Below are 19,014 nucleotides of genomic sequence, written 5' to 3'. Positions count from 1 at the left end.
CGCCTTGGATTCCGCCCTTGGGGATGTCTGGCCCGAGGTCAGTGACTTTAACGACCCCACGAGGAAGTATCCTTATCGGGGCCATTCGGCCGTCTACGCCGACCGTGTTGTGGTCGGGCTAGCGGACCGGCGCGCCGTGGGTTTTGCCGGGTGCTGTTTGCATGGCGGCGTACAGCTCCCGGGTGAACTCCGGCGTCGAGGTGTAGACATCGGGCGTCGCGCCGCAGATCGGGCTGCCACCGCGGCTGGTGATCCCCGCGTCGTAGTAGACGCCATTGATCTTGAGCACCGCCGCGCCGCCGGAGTCGCCGTTGCAGTTGCCTTTGGCACCCTGCGGGTTGTCCAGACAGATGTCCCGCGTGGTGATCCCCGCGTCCACGCACTTGCTGGCGGGGACGACCCTGCGCTGCAGCTCCCGGATCTGGGTCGGCAGCTCGCCGGCGAAGACCGGCTCGGTCCCGCCCCAGCCGAGGCTGTAGACGACATCTCCGGGACGGGCCTTGCGCGGCGCGATCGGCAGGGCGTAGCTGTCCAGGTACTGATCGGTCTTCAGGAGCGCGATGTCGTCGCTCTCCGGGCTGTTGCCCCAGGCCCAACCGGGGTGGACCCACGCGACCGACGCCGTGGTGACGACACCGCCGCTGGTCCGGTCGGGGGAGCCGACCCGGACGCTGAACTGCTTGTCGGCGGTCGGGATGGCCGCGGCCGTCGCGTCCAGCCCGTAGAATTTCATCAGCCGCGCCTTGGCGTCGGCGCTGAATCCGGCCGGCACGTCGGTGACGCAGTGTGCGGCGATGCGGACGTAGCGGCCGTTGGTCTGCGCGGCGGTACAGGTGAAGCGGTTCTCGACCCCGTGCTTGGGGGCGCTGTAGGTGACCGCAGCGAACGCACCCGGCGGGTACGCCTGGGTTGGTGCGTGGCCGCCGACGATGTTCGTCTGCATCCCGCCGTCCGACGTGTCCGCCGTCGCGGCCCACGCCGTGGCCAGGCCGAAGGCGAGTGCGGTGGTGGCGACTGCCGACGCTAATACGCCGACCCGTCTGCTCAAACGATGCAAGGAATCCGTTCCTTTGAATAGTTCATTATTGTTAGTCCGCCGCCCTTCGGGCAGCGAATTTCACGTCCCACGGGGATGGGATTAACCGAAACCGGCATGACTCAGACATTGAGGTGCCGCAACAGCGGATCCCACCCCTGCCAGTTCGGCCTGAATTCCGGCCGTTCACTGCACAAGGAAGGACGAGGCAGTAACCTACACAGCGGCTTACGTTTCCGTCAAATGTGAGTTTTTATACGCATGTGAGTTTATATACGCATGCCGGGATAGCGGTTCTTCTTCAGCGTCACAATCGCTCCGATTCGGACGCTTGCACCCGGCCGTGACTGATACTCAGCACGCGAGCGCCGCCTTAGCCCCTCCCTGCCCGGGGCCATCGACAAGTCCGAGCACGGCAAGCCTGCTCGCGGCGTGCGACCAGTCCAGGAGAGGCGCCGCACACGCCGCGACGATCCGGCCCGATGGCAGTCTCCGCCGCTCGCCGATGGTCGGCGGGGCGCTGGGGGGCTGAGGGCTGGGGACCGGACCACACGGCCGGAAGACACCAGGACAACAACCGGGCGGCAAGTGTCGAACTATTCGACATGTCGAGTGGTTCGACGTAGAGTGCTGGCATGACGACACCGCCGTCCGCGGAAACCGCCGCTGTCGCGCAGGCAGCCGCCGCCGATGCGGCCTGCACGTCCCTGCAGGCCTGGGCCCGGCACCGGGATCAGCTGCCGCAGCTGCGTGCCGAGCTAGTCGCGTTGGCTTGGCAGGCGGGCAACCGCAACGTCGCTGCGCTCGCCCGCGACGCCGACGTCTCCCGTGACACGATCTACGCCGACCTGCGCGCCCACGGCATCGACGCCGCCGACCAGGCCGCCCGCCGCACCGCCGCCACCCCGCGCTACCAGCCGCTGACCGCCGACGCGATCGCCGGACTGGGCAAGCTGGTCGAGGCCCGGATCATCTCGGCGATGCTGACCGACCGGCCGCAGCCGGAAGCGGCGATCGCGTGGCAGGCGGGCATCATCCTGAGCCGCATCGAAGCCATGCTGGGCACGCCCGCTGGCACCATGACCGATCTCACCGGCACCGAGACGGTGAACTCCCGGGCCGATCAGCTGCAGGACCTGATCGACCGCGCCACCATGATCGTCGAAGACGCCCGCAAAGTGCTGGCCGGCGAACTCACCCACGACCAGGTCGCCGCCCGCGCCGTCGACGACCAGGTGAACACCCTCGGCGGCGCGCTCGAGCCCGTCGTCATGGACGCCACTCTGCGCCTGGTCGTGCCGAACGAGGACGTCCCCCAGCCGATCGCGATCACGCTCGCCTACCGCGACGGGAAGCTCATTGAGGTGGACAGCGAGTCCCCGCTGGTCGACGGGCAGCTCGACCGGACCGCCCACCTGGCCATCCACCACGCGTTCGACATCATCACCCGCGCGCTGCGCCCTGTGCTGGCCGACCGCGCCTATTTCACCAGCGACGAAGGCCGCGGAGAAGCGGATTGACTGTGGCCGGGCAGCCGGTGCTGCCCTATCCGCACGCGCGCAACGACTGCGCCGGCTGCCGCGAGCAGGACGCCGACGTCGAACTGCTCGACCACGACGGCCGGCCGCGCCGGGTGCCGCACGAGCTGTGCCATCGCTGCCTCGGGCTGCTGGTGGCCTCGCTCGCGCTCACCGAGTCCGGCCAGCACCTCGACCAGCCGGTGACCCTGCGCTTCCGACCTGCCCGCGGCCGCCGTATCTGACAGCGTCTCCACCCACCCGACTTCCGGCTCCTCGACCTCGACGGGGCGACCTTCGCCGAATACCTGCGTCTCCGGCTGCAGCCTCGGAACACCGGCGACGGCGCCCTCTACCCGAGCCTCGCGGCCGTCGGCCCGGTCAGGGACGGGGTGATGCAGGCTGGATCAGGCAGCTGGGAGGAATCCGTGCTCGAGTTCGAGCGGTTCTGGGGCGCCGCTGCGGACGTGGTGGGCGCAGGCAGCGACGCGGCGGGCGAGCCGATCCACCATCATCTCGGCGAGTTGCTCCGGTTCGACGAACCGCTGCTCTCCGATCTCGCCGTCGACGTAGCGGATGGCTGCCATCTGCTCGGGAGTGAGGACGCCGCCGTAGTACAGGAAGGCCAGCATGGGGGCGTGGTCGTCGCCTTCGGGCACCGAGTCGGTGCCGAGGAGCCGGCCGACGGTGATGTCGAGGCCGAGTTCTTCGGCGACCTCGCGCCTGGCGGTCTGTCTTGGAGACTCGCCGTGCCGGGCTTCGGTCACGCCGCCGGGGATGTCCCACTTGGTGCGGCCGGTCGGTTTCACGACGAGGACGCGTTCGTGGGCGGGGGTGTCGAAGAACAGCACCCCGGCGGACGGGATAGCCATCGGGTACTGCTCGAAGAACTGCAGCTGTGTCGCGGTGGGCGTCGTCACGCAGAGGAGGCTATCCCGCCCCGGAGATTACGTTACGCGTATGTCCTGGTCACGGGTTGTGGCCGTGGCCGGTGGGCGTCGCTCGTGCCGGTAGCGGTTCCCGCAGCGGCCGCAGGTGGTGCCGTTCAGCCGGGTGCCGCAGCGGCAGACCCATCCGACATGCTGGTGGGGGTTGCCTGCGACGAGTGCGTGGGGCGGGACGTCGTGGTCGACGACGGTGTGCGCGGCGACCATGGCGTGTTCGCCGATGTGGACGCCGGGCAGCAGCACGGCGGCGGCGCCGATGGTGGCGCCGCGGCCGACGGTCACGGGTTGCGGCGTCCAGTCGGCGGTGGTCTGGGGCAGCCCTGCCGGGGTGACGGCGCGGGGCGTGCGGTCCTCGATGATGAGGACGCCGGGGCAGAGCAGGACTTCGTCGTGGATGGTGGCGCCGAAGACCTGCGCGGTGTTCTGGATTTTGACGCGGTCGCCGACCCGGGTGCCGGGGCCGAGGTGGACGGCGGTGCCGAGCGTGCATTGGTTGCCGACCTGGACGCCGTCGGCGAGCTGGACGCGGCGCCAGATGCGGCTGCCGTCGCCGACCCGGGCGCCGGTTCCGAGTTCGGCGCTCGGGTGGATGAACGCGGCGGGCAGCTGTTCCGGCGCCGGCCGCGGCACGGGCACCTGGGTGATGGGGATCAGCGTCGTCGGGGTCGCAGCTGCGCCGTGCTCGATGAGGGCCAGGAGGTCGCCGACCTGGTGGACGTCGGCCATCGCGGTGTCGGGGATGGTGATGCCGTAGGCGGCCTCGATCGCGGCCGCGAGCCGAATGCGGTCCAGCGAGTCGAATCCGAGGGCGTCGAGTTCGGTTTGCGGGGTCAGGGTGTCGGCCTGGCCTGGGGTCGGGCGCAGGGCGGTGATGGTCTGGGTCAGCCGGGCGGGCAGCGTCATCGTGTGCTCCGTCCGGCGACGTCCAGCAGCAGTGGCAGGACTTCCTCGACGGGTGCGCTGGCTGCTAGCCGTTGTACGGCGGGGTCGGTGGCGACGTGGCGGATTGCGGCGCACAGCGCCGCGCTCAGCGGTCTGGCGGCGCCGCCGGGCAGGTGGCCGCCGGGCTGGCACACCAGCTCGGCCAGCGCGTTGCCGTGCCCTCCGATGAGCTGGGCCAGGTCGGGCGCGGGGATCGTCCGGCGCGGCGAGTACGGGTGTTCGGCCAGGGTTCCGGGGTGGTCGAGTTCGGTGCGGACGAGCGTGGCCACCCGGGGTGCGAGGAGGATCCCGCACCGGTACGTGGCGGTGGCCAGCAGCACCGTGGGGTCGGCGGTCCGGCCGACGAGCGGCAGGTGGTCGATGGTGTAGGGCCGGTACCCGACCCGGACGTCGGCCACCTGGGCGTGCCGGAGTCCGGTGTGGAGTTCACGGACGCCGTCGTGCAGGAGGGTGGCGATCTCGTCGACGCTGGGCCGCCGGGCCGGCTCGGGCCGGGTGCTCAGCCGGTTCGTCGCGCCGAGGTAGGTCTGTCCGTCGGCACGGGCGACCAGGTGCGCCCCGCAGGCGAAGCCGCGGTTGGGGGTGCGGATCGGTGCGGCCACCGGTTCCGGGACGTTCTCCAGCACCATGCTGACGCCACGTCCGGCGAGCACGGGAGGAGCATCCAACTCCAACGTGGGGGAGCGGCGCACGAGCGCCGGGGTGTGCACGCCGGTGGCGAGCACCACGTGGTCGGCGACGATCGGCTCGCCGTCGACGAGGTCGACCTGCCGCGCTGGTCCGGCGTCGACGATGCGGGCTGCATCACCGTCAACCCAGGTGATCCGGGGATGCGCGGCGACGGCGGCCGCGGCCGCGGCGGTGAGCGCCGCGGCGTCGATCCCGGCCTCCCCGGGTAGCCACAAGGCTTCAAACACCGCCTCCGACTGCAGCCCGGGGACGTCGCCGGGCGCATGCAGCTGGCCGGGCATCTGGGCGTCGGCGGCGGCCGCGGCGATGGCCGCCAGCTCGGCGCGGTCGGCCGGAACGCTGGCGGTCACCCACACGCCGGGGGTCAGTTCCGGCGCGGGGCGGCCGGCCAGGGCACCGAGCTGGTCGAGCCATGCTTCAAAGCCCGCGCGGGCGGCGACCCGCTCGGCCACTTCGACGGCTACCCGCTGCGGCGGATGCGCGGCCTCGACCTCGGAGAACACGGTCAGCATGGCCCCGGCCGCGCGGGTGGCCTGCCCCGCGTGCGCGCCGGTCCGTGGCCCGACCAGGGCCACCGGGATTCCGGTCTCCGCCAGTTCCAGCGCGCACGCCAGGCCGACGATGCCTGCGCCGATCACTGCCACGTCCGCGGTTCGTGTCCTGTCCACCTGCTCGCTCCCGTCGGTCGGGACGCGGGACCGGTGCCCCGAGTCGTGAGGTCGAGGAAACCGGTGAGCGGCAGGGTGCGGCAGGGGGTTGTGCCGGATCGGCAGGGTTGTGCCAACTTGGCACAACCCTGCCTCGCGAGTCGTCGAATGGCTACGCTGAGTGCGTTGCCCCTGGGAATCGAGGCGTCCAATGCCGCACCGATGGAGCACTGCCGACCAGGCCGCGCTGACCAGCGCGATCGATGCGGGCGACCATGCCTCGATCGTGCGGCTCGCCCGTATCCGCGCTGATCTCACCCAAACCGCGCTGGCGCGCCGGTTCGGATGCCATCCGAGCATGGTGAGCCGGATCGAAGGCAGGCAACGCGTCCTGCGCGACGCCAGCGAGCTGCGGCGCCTGGCCGGCCTGCTCGGGCTTCCCGCCGCCGCGTTCGGCCTGCAGGACCGGCCTGCCTCCCAGCAGTTTCCGCCGACTTCTCCTAGGGTGTGCAGCAGTCCAGCCGAGGAGAACGACATGCGGCGCCGCACATTCCTGGTGGCCACCGGCCTGCTTGGCTCCGGCGTGGCCGCGGGCAGCGCCGCCGGCGCCGAACCGGACCCCGCCGCGCTGCTGGCGCGCAACCTCGAGCCGGTTCTCCTCGGACCTGCCGCGGCGACCGGCCCGAGCACCGTGGCCGCGCTGCGCCGCCACCTGTCGGCGGCACGGGCTGCGTTCGACCGGGCCGACTACCTCTCGCTCGCCAGGGATCTGCCGCGGCTGGCCCGGACCACCGAAGCGACGCAGGCCGTTGCCGGTGGCGGTCACGACGTCGCCGCCCAGGTCTACACGCTGATCACCCGGGCCCTGATCAAGCTGCCCGCCAGCGGCCTGGAGTGGATCAGCGCAGACCGGGCTTCCCGTGCCGCCGCCCGCGCCGGAGACCCGCTGCTCTTGGCCGAAGCCGAGCGGATCAAGGCCTCGGTCTGCCGACGCGGAAAACAGCACGACACCGCCCAGAAACTCGTCCTGGCCGCCGTCGATCACCTCGACACCGGCCGCCGCGCCCACCCGCACCATCTCGCGTTGCACAGCGTGCTGATGTGCACCGCTGGCTACGGCGCCGCCCGCGCCGGAGACCGGGACCTGGCCCTCGACCTCCTTGCCGACGCCAGCCGAACCGCAGACCGCCTCGCCGACCACCACGCGCTGCACGGGCCGCTCACCGCCAACATCACCAGTCACCAGGTGTCCGCGCTGTACGTCCTGGGCGACCCCGCCGCTGCGCTCCACTACGCCCGCTCGGCAGGCCCCTTCACCGGTACCAGCACCGAGCGGCAGGGGCGGTACCTTGTCGATCTCGCCCTCGCGCACCACGCCCTCGACCGCCCCGGCCCCGCCTACAACGCGCTGCGGGAAGCCGAACTGCGCGCCCCGGGCGAAGTCCACACCCGCGCCACCGCACGGAGTCTCATCCGCTCCCTCCGCGAGAACCGCGGAACCAGCCTGCCCGGCATCGACCAGCTCGCCGCCAGGGCACACGTCGCGTAACGAGCCACGCCGGGGGGGGGGGGGGGGGGGGGGGGGGTGCGGCGCGGGGGGGGGGGGGGGTTAAATTCGCCCCCCCCCCCCACCCCCCCCCCACGACCGCGGACCGGCGGCAGCACGCTCACCTGGCCGACGCGGGCGCTTTGCCGAGTGCGGTGGGGAACCGCGCGACTGTGCCGAAGGCCCTCGCGGCCCAGGTGCCCTGAGGCTCAGCCGCGCTGGGAGCGGACCCCGAGGAGGACGTCCTCCCAGGACGGCACGATCGGGTGGTTCTTCTTGACCTTGGGCCGTGCCGGGTCGGTCGTGTCCTCGTCCGGGCCGGCCGGGACGCGGGGGATCTCGCGGGTGTCGTCGTCCGGGTCCGGCTCCGCCGACGGCAGCTCCGGCAGTTCCGGGGCCACCGAGTCCAGCGTCGGCTGGAACTCCGTTTCGCGCCTCGGTTCGAGGGCGCGGACCGTGCGGGGCGCGCGGTAGGCGTTCGGGTCGAGGAGGACTTCGGCGTTCTCGTCCAGCGCCGTCACCGTGCCGCCGTGCGCGCCCGGCGAGAACGCCCAGTGCGCGCGGTTGTCCGAGCGGCCCGCCTTCCACTGGAGCACGACGACCCAGCGGCCGTCGTCGCCCTTCCAGGAGTCCCAGGTCGCCTGCGAGTAGTCGTGCCCGCGGACGCCGAAGCTGTGCGCGACGACTTCGCCGAGCGTCTGCACGTCGGGGCCGTCCTCGCGGACGGGGTGCGCGGCCTGCGCGAGTTCCGCGGTGCGGGAACGCTCCAGCAGCACGGGGTAGGCGAAGCGCTCGACGCGCTGCACCGAGACGCCGGCGCTGCTCGCGACCTGCTCGACGGACTCGCCGGCACGGATTCGCGCCTGGATCTCGCGTGGCCGCATCTGGCTCTCCAACTCGATTTCGATCTGGCCGAGGCGGGTGATGTCACCCCGCGCCGCCGCGCGCAGACGCTCATCAGCCGGGAGCAGGAAGCGAGTACGGCTCGCCGGGTCTTCGAGCACGATGGACTTCCCGTCCTCGTGCAGTCCGACCACCCGCAGCGCCCGCATTGTTCTCGCCTCCCCGATCTTCTTCACCGTTGTGGGTGCCCACGTTAGAACGGCGCGTCGGCTTGACGTGCGAGGCGCGCCGAGTCCGCACCGAACTGTCCTCTGTTCATTTCGCGACCCGGACATCATCAACCAGCCAGGTCGGCGGCAATGGGGTGACACGCCGGATACGCAACGTCACGATCGAGTGGATCACGGCGACCGCTCACGCAGGCGGGAACCGGACCGTCACCACGAGCCCCCCGCGCCGCCCGGGCTGGGCCTCGGCATAACCGCCGTGAGCCTGCGCGACCGACCGCACGATCGACAACCCCAGTCCCGCGTTCCGCGAGTCCCCGGTCCGCTCCGACCCCACCCGGCGGAACGGCTCGAACAGTGTCGGCACCGCTTCCGGCGGCACCACGGGCCCCGAGTTGCGCACCTCCAGCGCCGGGTCGCCGCGCACCTCGACGTACACCCAGCCGCCCGAAGCGTTGTACGTGATCGCGTTGACCACCAGGTTCGTCACCAGCCGCTCCAGCAGCACCGGGTCGCCCGGGACCGTGCGCGGCCGCAGCCGGGTCTCGACCTTCACCCCCGCCGACGCCGCCTGCGCGGACGTCGCCCGGACCACCGTCGCCACCACTTCGTCCAGGCGGACCGGGACGCGGGACTGCAGGCCACGGTCGCTGCGGGCCAGCACCAGCAGGCCCTCGATCATCCGCTCGCTGCGCTCGTTGGTGTGCAGCAGGTGCGTGCCGAGTTTCCGCATCTCCGGCGGCACTTCCGGGCCGGCCAGTGCCACCTCGATCAGTGTCCGCTGCACCGCCAGCGGCGTCCGCAGCTCGTGGGACGCGTTCGCGACGAACCGTTTCTGGCTGTCGAACGACTCCGCCAGCCGGTCGAGCATGCCGTCGAACGTGTCCGCCAGCTCCTTCAGCTCGTCGGGCGGGCCGTCGAGGTTGATCCGCCGGTCGAGCTTGCCCGCCTCCAGCCGGCGGGCGGCCGAGGTGATGTCGTGCAGCGGCCGCAGCGCCCGGCCCGCCATCAGCCAGCCGAACAGCACCGCCAGCCCGGCCGTCGCGACCAGCGCGATCGCCGAGCCGACGACCAGCGTCGACAGCGTCGAGGAGCGGTACTCGTCCAGCGAGCCGGTGAGCAGCTGCGCCGTGGCGCCCGGCGAGCCGATGATCGTGTTGCCCTGGATGCCGTACACCGCGTCGGCCGAGCGGATCGCCATCGTCGCCGCCCGGTCCGGGTCCGGCAGGGCGCTCTGCACCAGCAGGTAGTTGATCACCACGAGGACCAGCCCGGCGAGCAGGAACAGCCCGCCGTACCAGGCGGTGAGCTTCGTCCGGACGGACAGGCCGTTCACCGCGTGCCGAACCGGTAGCCCGCGCCCGGCACCGTCTCGATCACCGGCGGGTCACCCAGCTTGCGCCGCAACGTCATCACCGCGACGCGTACCGCGTTGGTGAACGGGTCCGCGTGCTCGTCCCACGCCTTCTCCAGCAGGTCCTCGGCGCTGACCACCGCGCCCTCCGCCCGCATGAGCACTTCCAGCACGGCGAACTCCTTCGGGGACAGCAGCAGGAACCGGCCGTCGCGGGCGGCCTGGTGCCGCGGCAGGTCGAGCACGACGCCGTCGCGCTCCAGCACCGGCGGCAACGCCGGCCGCGCGCGCCGCGACAGCGCCTGCACGCGCGCGACCAGCTCGGCGAACGCGAACGGCTTGGTCAGGTAGTCGTCGGCGCCGAGGCCCAGCCCCGCCACCCGGTCGGTGACGTCGGCGGCCGCGGTCAGCATCAGCACCCGCGCCTCGCCGCCCGCCCGCACGACGGCGGCGCAGACGTCGTCGCCGTGCACCTTCGGCAGGTCGCGGTCGAGGACCACGACGTCGTAGCCGTGCACGCCCACGCGTTCCAGTGCCTGCTCGCCGTCGTAGCAGACGTCGACGGCCATCGAAAACCGCCGCAGCCCCTCCGCGACCGAGTCGGCCAGCAACCGCTCGTCCTCCACCACCAGCACCCGCACCCGCCCAGTCTGCGCAGGCAGGCCATAAGGACCGCATAAGCGACTTCGCTTAGCGCGCCGGAATCCCCCGATCCGTAGACCTGTCACCCAGCCGATACGAAAGGAGCGAGCCGATGCGGAAACGGATCGCCGTCGCGGCGCTCGGGGCGGCCCTGCTGCTCGCGGGCTGCGGCGCCAAGGCCGACGACGGGTCGAAGGTCGCCTCGATCTCGACGCCGCCCAAGACGGGCGGCCCCACCGCGGCCGACAACAGCGGCAAGAGCGACGAGGACAAGATGCGCGAGTTCGCCAAGTGCATGCGCGAGCACGGGGTCGACATGCCCGATCCGAAGCCCGCCGGCGACGGCAAGGGCGGCATGATCGCCGTCGGCCCCGGAGAGAACGGCGCCGACCGCACGAAGATCGACGCTGCGAACAAGGCGTGCAAGCAGCTGCTGCCCAACGGCGGGGAGATGAAGCAGCCGAGTGCCGAGGACCTCGACCGGATGCGCAAGGAAGCCAAGTGCATGCGCGAGCACGGGGTCGACATGCCGGACCCCGACCCGTCCGGCACGGGCGGCATGCGGATCGGCGGGCCGGGCAGCGACCCGAAGAAGTTCGAAGAGGCCGCGAAGGCGTGCGGGCTCGGCATGTCCGTCCACTCCGAGGCGGCGAAGTGACCGACGTGACGCACCTGCGGCCCCGCCGCCGCGGCCGGACGCGCTGGTTCGTCGCCGCCGCGGTCCTCGTCGTCGTGCTGGGCACCGGCTCGGTCGTGATCCTGACGCGGGTGTCCAGCGCGACGCCGGTGCAGGAGGCCGCGCCGCCGCCGGTCGAGACCGCGGAGGTGGCCAGGACCGACCTGAGCGAGGAGGAGGAAGCCGACGGCACCCTCGGCTACGGCGACGAGTCGGCCGTCCAGGGCCGCCGTCCGGGCACGGTCACGTCGCTGCCCGAGGCCGGCGCGACGCTCACCCGCTGCAAGCCGGTGTACGGCGTGGACGCCAAGCCGGTGCCGCTGTTCTACGGCACGCTGCCGTTCTACCGCGACCTCGCCACCGGCGTGGACGACGGCGCCGACGTCAAGCAGCTGGAGGAGAACCTCAAGGCGTGCGGGTTCGGCGGTTTCGGCACCCCGGACAAGAAGTTCACGGCGGCGACGGCGGCCGCGCTGAAGAAGTGGCAGAAGTCCCTCGGCCTCGAGCAGACCGGCTCGTTCGGCCAGGGTGACGTCGTGCTCGCGGCCGGGGAGCTGCGCGTGTCGGCGGTGACGGCCAAGCTCGGCTCGCCCGCGCAGGGCGAGATCGTCAAGACGACGGGCACCGTGCGGTCGGTGCAGGTCAAGCTGGACGCGGCCAAGCAGGACCTCGCCCAGTCCGGCGCCAAGGCGTCCGTGACGATCAACGGCAGGACGACGCCGGGCACGATCACCGACGTCGGGCGCAGTGCCGTCGAGGGCAAGGACGCCACGGGGCAGAACGACGGCAAGCCCAAGATCACCGTGACCGTCCGGCTCGACGACCCGGCCGCGGCCGGCAGCCTGGACTCGGCACCGGCGACCGTCCGCTTCACCAAGGACGTCCACCGGGGCGTGCTCGCGGTCCCGGTCGGCGCGCTGCTCGCGCTGGCCGAAGGCGGGTACGCGGTCGAGGTGGACGAGAACGGCAAGCGCCGCCTGATCGCCGTCCACACCGGACTGTTCAGCGGCGGCAAGGTCGAGGTCACCGGCGACGGGCTGGCCGCGGGCATGCGGGTGGTGACGACGTCGTGACGCCCGTGCTGCGCGTGCACGAGGTCACGCGCACCTATCCCGGCGGGGTCGCCGCGCTCGACGGCGTCTCGCTGTCGCTGGAGGACGGCGAGATGGTGGCGATCGTCGGGCCGTCCGGCTCCGGCAAGTCCACCCTGCTGCACCTGATGGGCACGCTCGACCGGCCGTCGTCGGGGCGGATCGAGCTGCGCGGCCACGACGTCGCCGCGCTGCCGGACCGGAAGGTCTCCGCGCTGCGCTCGCGCTGGATCGGGTTCGTGTTCCAGCAGTTCTTCCTCGACGAAGGGATGAGTGCGGTGGACAACGTGTGCACCGGCCTGCTCTACGCGGGCGTGCCGCGACGGCGGCGGCGTACGCAGGCGCTGGCCGCGCTCGACCGCGTCAAGCTGGGACACCGGGCGTGGCACCGGCCCGGCGAGCTGTCCGGCGGGGAACGCCAGCGCGTCGCGATCGCCAGGGCGGTGGTCAACAACCCGGCGATCCTGCTGGCCGACGAGCCGACCGGCAACCTCGACACCGGCACCGGCGCGTCCGTGCTGGCGCTGCTCGCCGAGCTGTCGGCGGACGGCACCACGATCGTCGTGATCACCCACGACCGCGAGATCGCCGCGGGCATGCCGCGCCGGATCGAGCTGCTCGACGGGCACCTGCGCCTGGACACCGGCCTGGTGGGGGCGCGATGACCGCGCCACCGGAGATCAGGCTGCCGGAACCGGCCCGGCTCAAGCCGCCGGACGTCGTCGCGCTCGGCGCGCACGGCATGCGGACGCGGCCGGTGCGGGCGGTGCTGTCGGCGCTGGGCATCGCGATCGGCGTCGCGGCGATGGTGGCGGTGCTGGCGATCCCGGCGTCCGGCGGGCAGGCCCTGCACGACCGGCTGGCCGCGCTCGGCACGAACCTGCTCACCGCCGGGCCGGGCAAGACGCTGTTCGGGGACAACGCGACCCTGCCGGACGAAGCCGTCGCGATGGCCAAGCGGATCGGCCCGGTCCAGGCGGCCGCCGGCACCGGGACGACGTCGGCGAGCGTGCGCCGCAGCGACAAGATCGCGGTGGACGACACGTCCGGGCTCGCGGTGTACGCGGCGCGGCCGGACCTGCTCGGCGTGCTGGGCGGCAAGATACGGGCCGGGGCGTTCCTGGCGGCAGGCAACCAGGACTACCCGGTGACGGTGCTGGGGTCGCAGGCCGCGGCCCGGCTCGGCATCGACCACGTCGACCCGGCGCGGCCGCCGCAGGTGCTGATCGGCACCGAGTGGTTCACGGTGGTGGGCATCCTGGCGCCGATGCCGCTGGCGCCGGAGATCGAACGCTCGGCACTGGTCGGCTGGGACGTCGCGAAGCGGCTGCTGGGCTTCGACGGTCATCCGTCCACTGTGTACGTCCGGGCTGAGGAGTCCCAAGTGGACGGTGTGCGGTCGGTGCTGGCCGCGACGCTCAGCCCGCAGGCGCCGAACGAGGTCGAGGTGCGCCGCCCGTCGGACGCGCTCGCGGCGCAGAAGCTGACGGACACGACCTACAGCGCGCTGTTCCTCGGCCTCGGCGGGGTCGCCCTGCTCGTCGGCGGCGTCGGCGTGGCGAACACGATGGTGATCTCGGTGCTGGAACGGCGGCGCGAGATCGGCCTGCGCCGCGCGCTGGGCGCGACGAAACGCCAGGTCCGCGGCCAGTTCCTGGCGGAGTCGGTGCTGCTGTCGGGGCTCGGCGGGCTCGCGGGCGTGCTGGCCGGGGTGCTGGTGACGGCCGGGTACGCGCTGAGCCAGGGCTGGCCGGCGGTGCTGCCGACGGGGGCGCTGGCCGGCGGAGTGGGCGTCGCGGCACTGGTCGGGGCGGTCGCGGGGGCCTACCCGGCGATCCGGGCGGCCCGGCTCCCACCCACCCAGGCCCTCGCCTGACGTGGTGTCTTGAATGACTCATTCAGGACCTCCCAAGCCCTGAATGAGTCATTCAAGACCTCGGCCCAGGTCGGCGCCCGGCGGCGTGCCCGGTAATCTCGGCCGGTCGAAGGCCTGGGTTTTGGGGGGACGCGTGTCGGTCGCGGGATGGTCGGGGCGGAGACTGGCGTGGTCCCTCGCGGTGCTCGAGGTCGCCGCCGTGGTGCTGGTCCTGGTGCTGAAGCGGTTCGACGGCCTCGACCTGGAGGTCTACCTCGGCGGCGCCAGGGCGCTGGCCGAGCAGGGCTCGCCGTACGACGCCTGGGTGCCGACCACGCACCAGATCCAGCTGCCGTTCACCTACACGCCGTTCGCCGCGGCGGTGTTCCTGCCCGGCACGCTGCTGCCGTTCGCGGTGACGATGAAGCTGCTCAGCATCGCCTCGATCGTCGCGACCGGCGTCGTCGCCTACCTCTACGTCGCGACGCTCAACGGCTCGCTCACCGACGCCTCGAAGGTCCGCGGCCGGGCGGTCGCCGCGCTGGTCGCGATCGGCGCGCAGCTCGCCGGGGCCCTGCTGGAGCCGGTGCGCTCGACGCTGGGGTTCGGCCAGATCAACGCGCTGCTCATGGTCATGGTGGTGCTCGACGTCCTGCTCCCCGGCGAACGCCGCCGGACGAAGGGCCTGCTCATCGGGATCGCCGCGGCGATCAAGCTGACCCCGGCCGTCTTCGTCGTGTACTTCCTGGTCCGCCGCGACTTCCGGGCGGCCGCGCGGGTCGTCGGCGGGTTCGTGCTGGCCGGGGCGCTGCTGTGGCTGATCCGGCCGTCGGCGTCGTTCACGTACTGGACGAAGCTGGTCTTCGACGCGGGACGCATCGGCGGCGTCGACTACGTCGGCAACCAGTCGCTGCACGGCCTGACCGCGCGGGCCGGCCTGCCCGAGTTCGTGTGGGTGCTGGCCGCCCTCGCGGTGATGGCCGTGGTCGTGGTGATCATCGTGCGCGCCGCCGAGCCGGTGCTCGGGCTCACCGCCTGCGCGCTCGGCGGGCTGCTGGTGTCGCCGATTTCGTGGACCCACCACTGGACGTGGTGCGTGCCGGTCCTGGTCCTCGCCGGGTGGTACGCGTGGCGCTTCGGCGGGGCGGTCCGGTGGGCGTCCGCCGCCGTCGTGGTCGCCGGCCTGACGCTGTTCATCGTGGGCCCGATGTGGTTCGCCCCGCGCCCGGCGCCCTCCCTCGGCTGGTGGCTGGCGACCGAGTCCTATCTCCTCTTCGGCCTGGTCCTGCTGGTCCTCGCGGCCTTCGGCGCTCGCCGCCTGAACACGGAGAAGGGGACCTTCCCCGCCGTGGCGGAAAAGGTCCCCTCCGAAGCTCCCCGGGTCAGCTGAGGCGCTCGACCACGTACTCGATGGACTGCGTCAGCTTGGTGACGTCGTCCGGGTCGATGGCCGGGAACAGGCCGACGCGCAGCTGGTTGCGGCCCAGCTTGCGGTACGGCTCGGTGTCGACGATCCCGTTGGCGCGCAGCACCTTCGCGACCGCGGCGGCGTCGACGTCGTCGGTGAAGTCGATCGTGCCGACGACCTGCGAGCGCAGGTCCGGGTCCTTGACGAACGGCGTCGTGTAGCTGGTCTTCTCGGCCCATTCGTACAGCCGCGACGACGAGTCCTTCGTGCGAGAGGTCGTCCAGGCCAGGCCGCCCTGGCCGTTCATCCACTCGATCTGCTCGGCGAGCAGGAACAGCGTGGCCACGGCCGGGGTGTTGTACGTCTGGTCCTTGCGGGAGTTGTCCAGCGCGGTGGTCAGCGACAGGAACTCGGGGATCCAGCGGTCGCCGCCGCCGATCTCGCCGATCCGCTCGACCGCGGCCGGGGAGGCCAGCGCGATCCACAGCCCGCCGTCCGCGGCGAACGACTTCTGCGGCGCGAAGTAGTAGACGTCGAAGTCCTCGGCCTTGACCGGCAGGCCGCCGGCGCCGGAGGTGGCGTCGATGGCGACCAGCGCGCCCTCGCTGCCCTCGGGACGGCGGACCGGCACGGCGACGCCGGTGGACGTCTCGTTGTGCGCCCAGCCGACCAGGTCGGCACCGGCTTCGTAGGCGATGTCCGGCGCGCTGCCCGGCTCGGCCTTGACGACGATCGGGTCGGCCAGGAACGGCGCGCCCTTGGTCACGGTGGCGAACTTCGAGGAGAACTCGCCGTAGGTGAAGTGCTGCGCGCGCTCGCGGACCAGGCCGAAGGCGGCCGCGTCCCAGAACGCCGTGGTGCCGCCGTTGCCGAGGATCACCTCGTAGCCCTCGGGCAGGGAGAACAGCTCGGTCAGCCCGGCGCGGACGCGCCCGACGAGGGACTTGACCGGCTTCTGCCGGTGCGAGGTGCCGAGGTAGGTGGAGCCGGACTCCGCCAGTGCACTCAGCTGCTCGGCACGGACCTTCGACGGGCCACAGCCGAAGCGGCCGTCGGCCGGCTTGAGGTCGGCGGGAATGGTCAACTCAGCGTCGGTCATGTGGCCAGTCTCTCAGGTCGGGATCGGGCTGGTAACACAGGTGCGCTGGTGTCCGACATGTGGAATCGATGACGCCTCGCTGGTCCTTTATCGCCTGGTTCGCCGTGGTGGCCGTGGCGCACCTCGCGATCGAGGGCTGGACGGACACCACGGCCATCGGGCTGCCCGTCGGGTTCGCCGCGACCCTGGTGCTGGTCTTCGCCCCGCGGCTGCCGCGGTGGGCGACCGGCGAATCGCGCCGCGACCCCACGCGACGCTCGTCGATGAGGTGGCTGCTCCGCGTCCGGACCGCGACGCTCTGGACGGTCGCCGCGTTCGTCGTGGCCGCCGAAGTTGCGGCCATCGTTTTCGTGGGTGGCTGGCTGCCGTGGGTGCTGCCGGTCCCGGGGCTGCTGCTGGTCCTGGGGCTCGCCGCGTGGCGCTCCGACGTCGTCGGGATCGCCCGCTGCCTGGCGAGCGGCCACTGGACACCGGTCACGGCGGCGGCGTTCGACGTACGTGCGGGTGAGCCGGTCAACGGCTGGGCGGTGCTGCCCGGTGACGTGCGGATCAAGTTCCACCTGCCCGAGGCTCCCGCCGACGTCGCGGCCGAGCTGCGGGACCACCGGCGGCTCTGGCTGGCGGGCTGGCCGTCGGAGTACCTGGTGGTGGGCCTTCCGGACGGCGACGGTTACGCCGTCGGCGTAGTCGGGGTCCATCGCGGTGGGGGTAAAAACACGGTTCCCGCCGCTGCCGGGCGCCGGTAGCGTCCCGGCTCGTGACGACTCTGCAGCAGAGCTTCCCGGTGCCGCCGGAGGCGCTCTGGAACGCGCTCCCCGCCGGCGTGGCGGCGATCGGCGGGAAGCACCCGGCCTACGACGCCCAGGGCGGCTTCGCGACCTGCCGCACCGGCATGACGGTCCTGAGCTGGGGGCAGCACGTCAACGTCTGGGTGTCCTCGTCGGCGCCCGGCTCGACGCTCACCGTCAAGACAGTGCTCAAGCTGGGGGTCTGGGACTGGGGCGAGGGCAAGCGCATCGCCAGGCGGTTCTCCGCGGCGGTCGCCTACGCGGCCGGGACGGCCGCACTGACCTGAGGGGCCCCGCTCACCACCCTGGGGGTGTGAGCGGGGCCCGCGGGATCACTGCCAGTCTTCGACGCCGCCCGGCACCGGGGCGGCCGGGTCGTACGGGGTGCGCGTGAAGATGAACGTCGCCAGGTCCAGGTGCGTCGCGACGCCCTCGGCGTTGCGGCCCACCTGGAGCGTCTCGCCCGCGTAGTAGCCGTCGAGGCCGAGGTAGGTGTCCGGGCCCGTCGCACGGAACCGCGAGCCGCGGCCCGCGCCCTCGACCGGGGCCAGCAGGAGCAGCCCGTCGGCCTGGACGCGCAGGTGGTACGGCGTCGGGCCCCAGTGCCAGAGCCCGGTCAGGGCCAGCAGCCGCGGGTCGACCGGCGTCGGTTCCCACTCGGCGGGCAGCCGGGGCTCGAGCTCGTCGGTCGTCGTGATGAGGTCGATGCACAGCTGGGTGATGCCGACCCCCGACGTCGAGTTCGTGAGCACCAGCGCGCCGGTCTGCGCGGCCGGGTCGGTCAGCGTGACCGCCAGGAAGCCCGGCATCGAGCCGGTGTGCCCGGCCAGCCGGCGGCCCTGGTGGCGGACGAGCATCAGGCCGAGGCCGAACCCGGTCGTCCAGACGTCGGTGTCGTCGACGGTGACCATGGTCCGCATCTGCTCGAGGGTCTCCGGGGCCAGCACGCCGCCGGTGTGGCCGCCGAGGAACGCCGTCCAGCGGCCGAGGTCCTTGGCCGTGGACCACAGCTGCCCGGCCGGGGCCATCGCGCCCGCGTCCGGGTGCGGTTCCGGCAGCAGGACGTCGGCGAAGGGGTGCACGGCGAAGCCTTCGGCGTGCGCGCCGACCGGGTGCGGGGTGGTGCGGGTCATCCCGAGCGGGCCGAGGATCTCCTCGTCGAGCACGGACAGCCAGTCCTTGCCGCGGTGGCGGGCGAGCAGCTCGCCGAGCACGCCGTAGCCGACGTTCGAGTAGTGGAACCGCGCGCCCGGCCGGTGCTTGGTCGCGCCCTCGGCGAGGCTGCCCACCAGCGCGTCCCAGTCCGCACCCGGCGTGCGCTCCCACCACAGGCCGGGCGACTCGGACGTCAGGCCGGAGGTGTGGGACAGCAGCTGGGCGACGGTGGCCGCGCCGAACGACGTGCCGGGGACGTGCTTTTCGAGCGGGTCGTTGAGGTCGAGCAGGCCTTCGTCGCGCAGCCGCATGACGGCGGTGGCGACGAGGGTCTTGGTGATCGAACCCAGCCGGTACTGGGTGTCGGTCCCCGGCCGGGCCCCGCCGACCCGACCGCGCCCGCCGGACCAGACGATCTCCCCGTCCCGCACGACGGCGGCGACGAGTGACGGTGCCCGGCAGACGGCCTGCTCGTGGGCGATCCGGCGGAGCAGGGCGTGTTCGGTCGACTCAAGCATGCAGGCATTCTGCCGCGCGGCCGCCGTACGGGC

19 protein-coding genes are annotated in these 19,014 nt (G+C 72.4%); 10 read left to right on the top strand and 9 right to left on the bottom strand.

All coding sequences use genetic code 11. The features are described 5' to 3' along the window. Positions 1 to 118 precede the first annotated feature (118 nt). Entirely contained in the window at positions 119 to 1,048 is a 930-nt protein-coding gene (locus ABJI51_RS16615; RefSeq protein ID WP_348951744.1) for a S1 family peptidase, read from the bottom strand. 623 nt (positions 1,049 to 1,671) lie between these two features. On the opposite strand from ABJI51_RS16615, the gene ABJI51_RS16610 reads away from it, so the two are divergent. Together ABJI51_RS16610 and ABJI51_RS16605 are read left to right on the top strand one after the other, a co-directional pair. Continuing rightward, positions 1,672 to 2,556, top strand: coding sequence for a hypothetical protein (locus ABJI51_RS16610; RefSeq protein ID WP_348951742.1), 885 nt, complete (start codon positions 1,672 to 1,674; stop codon positions 2,554 to 2,556). A gap of 2 nt (positions 2,557 to 2,558) precedes the next feature. Then, the gene (locus tag ABJI51_RS16605; RefSeq protein ID WP_348951741.1) at positions 2,559 to 2,798 is read left to right on the top strand and encodes a hypothetical protein; all 240 of its coding nucleotides are present in this window, start codon (positions 2,559 to 2,561) and stop codon (positions 2,796 to 2,798) included. Between the two features lie 162 nt (positions 2,799 to 2,960). Here ABJI51_RS16605 and ABJI51_RS16600 read toward each other — a convergent pair whose 3' ends face one another. From ABJI51_RS16600 to ABJI51_RS16590, 3 genes are read right to left on the bottom strand one after another with little or no spacing between them, the layout of a single operon-like run. Further along, positions 2,961 to 3,473: an NUDIX domain-containing protein gene (locus tag ABJI51_RS16600; RefSeq protein ID WP_348951739.1), complete on the bottom strand. Its 513-nt coding sequence runs from the start codon at positions 3,471 to 3,473 to the stop codon at positions 2,961 to 2,963. A 27-nt stretch (positions 3,474 to 3,500) separates the two neighbouring features. Further along, entirely contained in the window at positions 3,501 to 4,403 is a 903-nt protein-coding gene (locus ABJI51_RS16595) for a phosphopantetheine-binding protein (RefSeq protein WP_348951737.1), read from the bottom strand. After that, positions 4,400 to 5,800 carry an NAD(P)/FAD-dependent oxidoreductase gene (locus ABJI51_RS16590; RefSeq protein ID WP_348951735.1) on the bottom strand — a complete coding sequence of 467 codons (1,401 nt, stop codon included), beginning with the start codon at positions 5,798 to 5,800 and terminating at the stop codon, positions 4,400 to 4,402. Before ABJI51_RS16590 ends, ABJI51_RS16595 begins: the two co-directional genes overlap by 4 nt. Before the next feature lie 190 nt (positions 5,801 to 5,990). On the opposite strand from ABJI51_RS16590, the gene ABJI51_RS16585 reads away from it, so the two are divergent. Then, on the top strand, positions 5,991 to 7,328 hold the full coding sequence (locus tag ABJI51_RS16585; RefSeq protein ID WP_348951733.1) for a helix-turn-helix domain-containing protein: 1,338 nt from the start codon (positions 5,991 to 5,993) through the stop codon (positions 7,326 to 7,328). A 206-nt stretch (positions 7,329 to 7,534) separates the two neighbouring features. On the opposite strand, the gene sepH is transcribed toward ABJI51_RS16585, so the two are convergent. The 3 genes from sepH to ABJI51_RS16570 all read right to left on the bottom strand — a co-directional run bounded on the left by sepH (position 7,535) and on the right by ABJI51_RS16570 (position 10,390). Continuing rightward, positions 7,535 to 8,377: a septation protein SepH gene (sepH, locus tag ABJI51_RS16580; RefSeq protein ID WP_348951903.1), complete on the bottom strand. Its 843-nt coding sequence runs from the start codon at positions 8,375 to 8,377 to the stop codon at positions 7,535 to 7,537. A 205-nt stretch (positions 8,378 to 8,582) separates the two neighbouring features. Further along, positions 8,583 to 9,731, bottom strand: coding sequence for a sensor histidine kinase (locus tag ABJI51_RS16575; RefSeq protein ID WP_348951731.1), 1,149 nt, complete (start codon positions 9,729 to 9,731; stop codon positions 8,583 to 8,585). Continuing rightward, a complete protein-coding gene (locus ABJI51_RS16570) occupies positions 9,728 to 10,390 on the bottom strand; it encodes a response regulator transcription factor (RefSeq protein WP_348951729.1) in 663 nt (220 codons plus the stop codon). The genes ABJI51_RS16575 and ABJI51_RS16570 overlap by 4 nt, the downstream gene beginning before the upstream one ends. Before the next feature lie 113 nt (positions 10,391 to 10,503). Between ABJI51_RS16570 and ABJI51_RS16565 the strand changes: the two genes are divergently transcribed. The 5 genes from ABJI51_RS16565 to ABJI51_RS16545 all read left to right on the top strand — a co-directional run bounded on the left by ABJI51_RS16565 (position 10,504) and on the right by ABJI51_RS16545 (position 15,403). Next, on the top strand, positions 10,504 to 11,049 hold the full coding sequence (locus tag ABJI51_RS16565) for a hypothetical protein (protein WP_348951728.1): 546 nt from the start codon (positions 10,504 to 10,506) through the stop codon (positions 11,047 to 11,049). Further along, positions 11,046 to 12,140, top strand: coding sequence for a peptidoglycan-binding protein (locus tag ABJI51_RS16560; protein WP_348951726.1), 1,095 nt, complete (start codon positions 11,046 to 11,048; stop codon positions 12,138 to 12,140). Before ABJI51_RS16565 ends, ABJI51_RS16560 begins: the two co-directional genes overlap by 4 nt. Beyond that, a complete protein-coding gene (locus tag ABJI51_RS16555; RefSeq protein WP_348951724.1) occupies positions 12,137 to 12,823 on the top strand; it encodes an ABC transporter ATP-binding protein in 687 nt (228 codons plus the stop codon). The genes ABJI51_RS16560 and ABJI51_RS16555 overlap by 4 nt, the downstream gene beginning before the upstream one ends. After that, positions 12,820 to 14,034 carry an ABC transporter permease gene (locus ABJI51_RS16550; protein ID WP_348951722.1) on the top strand — a complete coding sequence of 405 codons (1,215 nt, stop codon included), beginning with the start codon at positions 12,820 to 12,822 and terminating at the stop codon, positions 14,032 to 14,034. Before ABJI51_RS16555 ends, ABJI51_RS16550 begins: the two co-directional genes overlap by 4 nt. Positions 14,035 to 14,215: 181 nt before the next feature. Beyond that, complete coding sequence (locus ABJI51_RS16545) at positions 14,216 to 15,403, top strand: glycosyltransferase 87 family protein (protein WP_348951721.1); 1,188 nt, start codon at positions 14,216 to 14,218, stop codon at positions 15,401 to 15,403. Here the strand turns inward: ABJI51_RS16545 and serC are convergent. Then, complete coding sequence (serC, locus tag ABJI51_RS16540; RefSeq protein WP_348951719.1) at positions 15,396 to 16,520, bottom strand: phosphoserine transaminase; 1,125 nt, start codon at positions 16,518 to 16,520, stop codon at positions 15,396 to 15,398. The two genes, ABJI51_RS16545 and serC, sit on opposite strands and share 8 nt — an antisense overlap. Before the next feature lie 68 nt (positions 16,521 to 16,588). On the opposite strand from serC, the gene ABJI51_RS16535 reads away from it, so the two are divergent. Further along, entirely contained in the window at positions 16,589 to 17,266 is a 678-nt protein-coding gene (locus tag ABJI51_RS16535; protein WP_348951718.1) for a hypothetical protein, read from the top strand. 11 nt (positions 17,267 to 17,277) lie between these two features. Beyond that, positions 17,278 to 17,595, top strand: coding sequence for a hypothetical protein (locus ABJI51_RS16530; RefSeq protein ID WP_348951717.1), 318 nt, complete (start codon positions 17,278 to 17,280; stop codon positions 17,593 to 17,595). 45 nt (positions 17,596 to 17,640) lie between these two features. On the opposite strand, the gene ABJI51_RS16525 is transcribed toward ABJI51_RS16530, so the two are convergent. After that, entirely contained in the window at positions 17,641 to 18,981 is a 1,341-nt protein-coding gene (locus ABJI51_RS16525; RefSeq protein WP_348951715.1) for a serine hydrolase domain-containing protein, read from the bottom strand. Positions 18,982 to 19,014: the final 33 nt, after the last annotated feature.

Source organism: Amycolatopsis melonis (assembly GCF_040064235.1).
GTDB lineage: Bacteria > Actinomycetota > Actinomycetes > Mycobacteriales > Pseudonocardiaceae > Amycolatopsis > Amycolatopsis melonis.
Note: the sequence above shows the minus strand (reverse complement) of the source record. Positions and strands in the feature narration are given on the sequence as shown.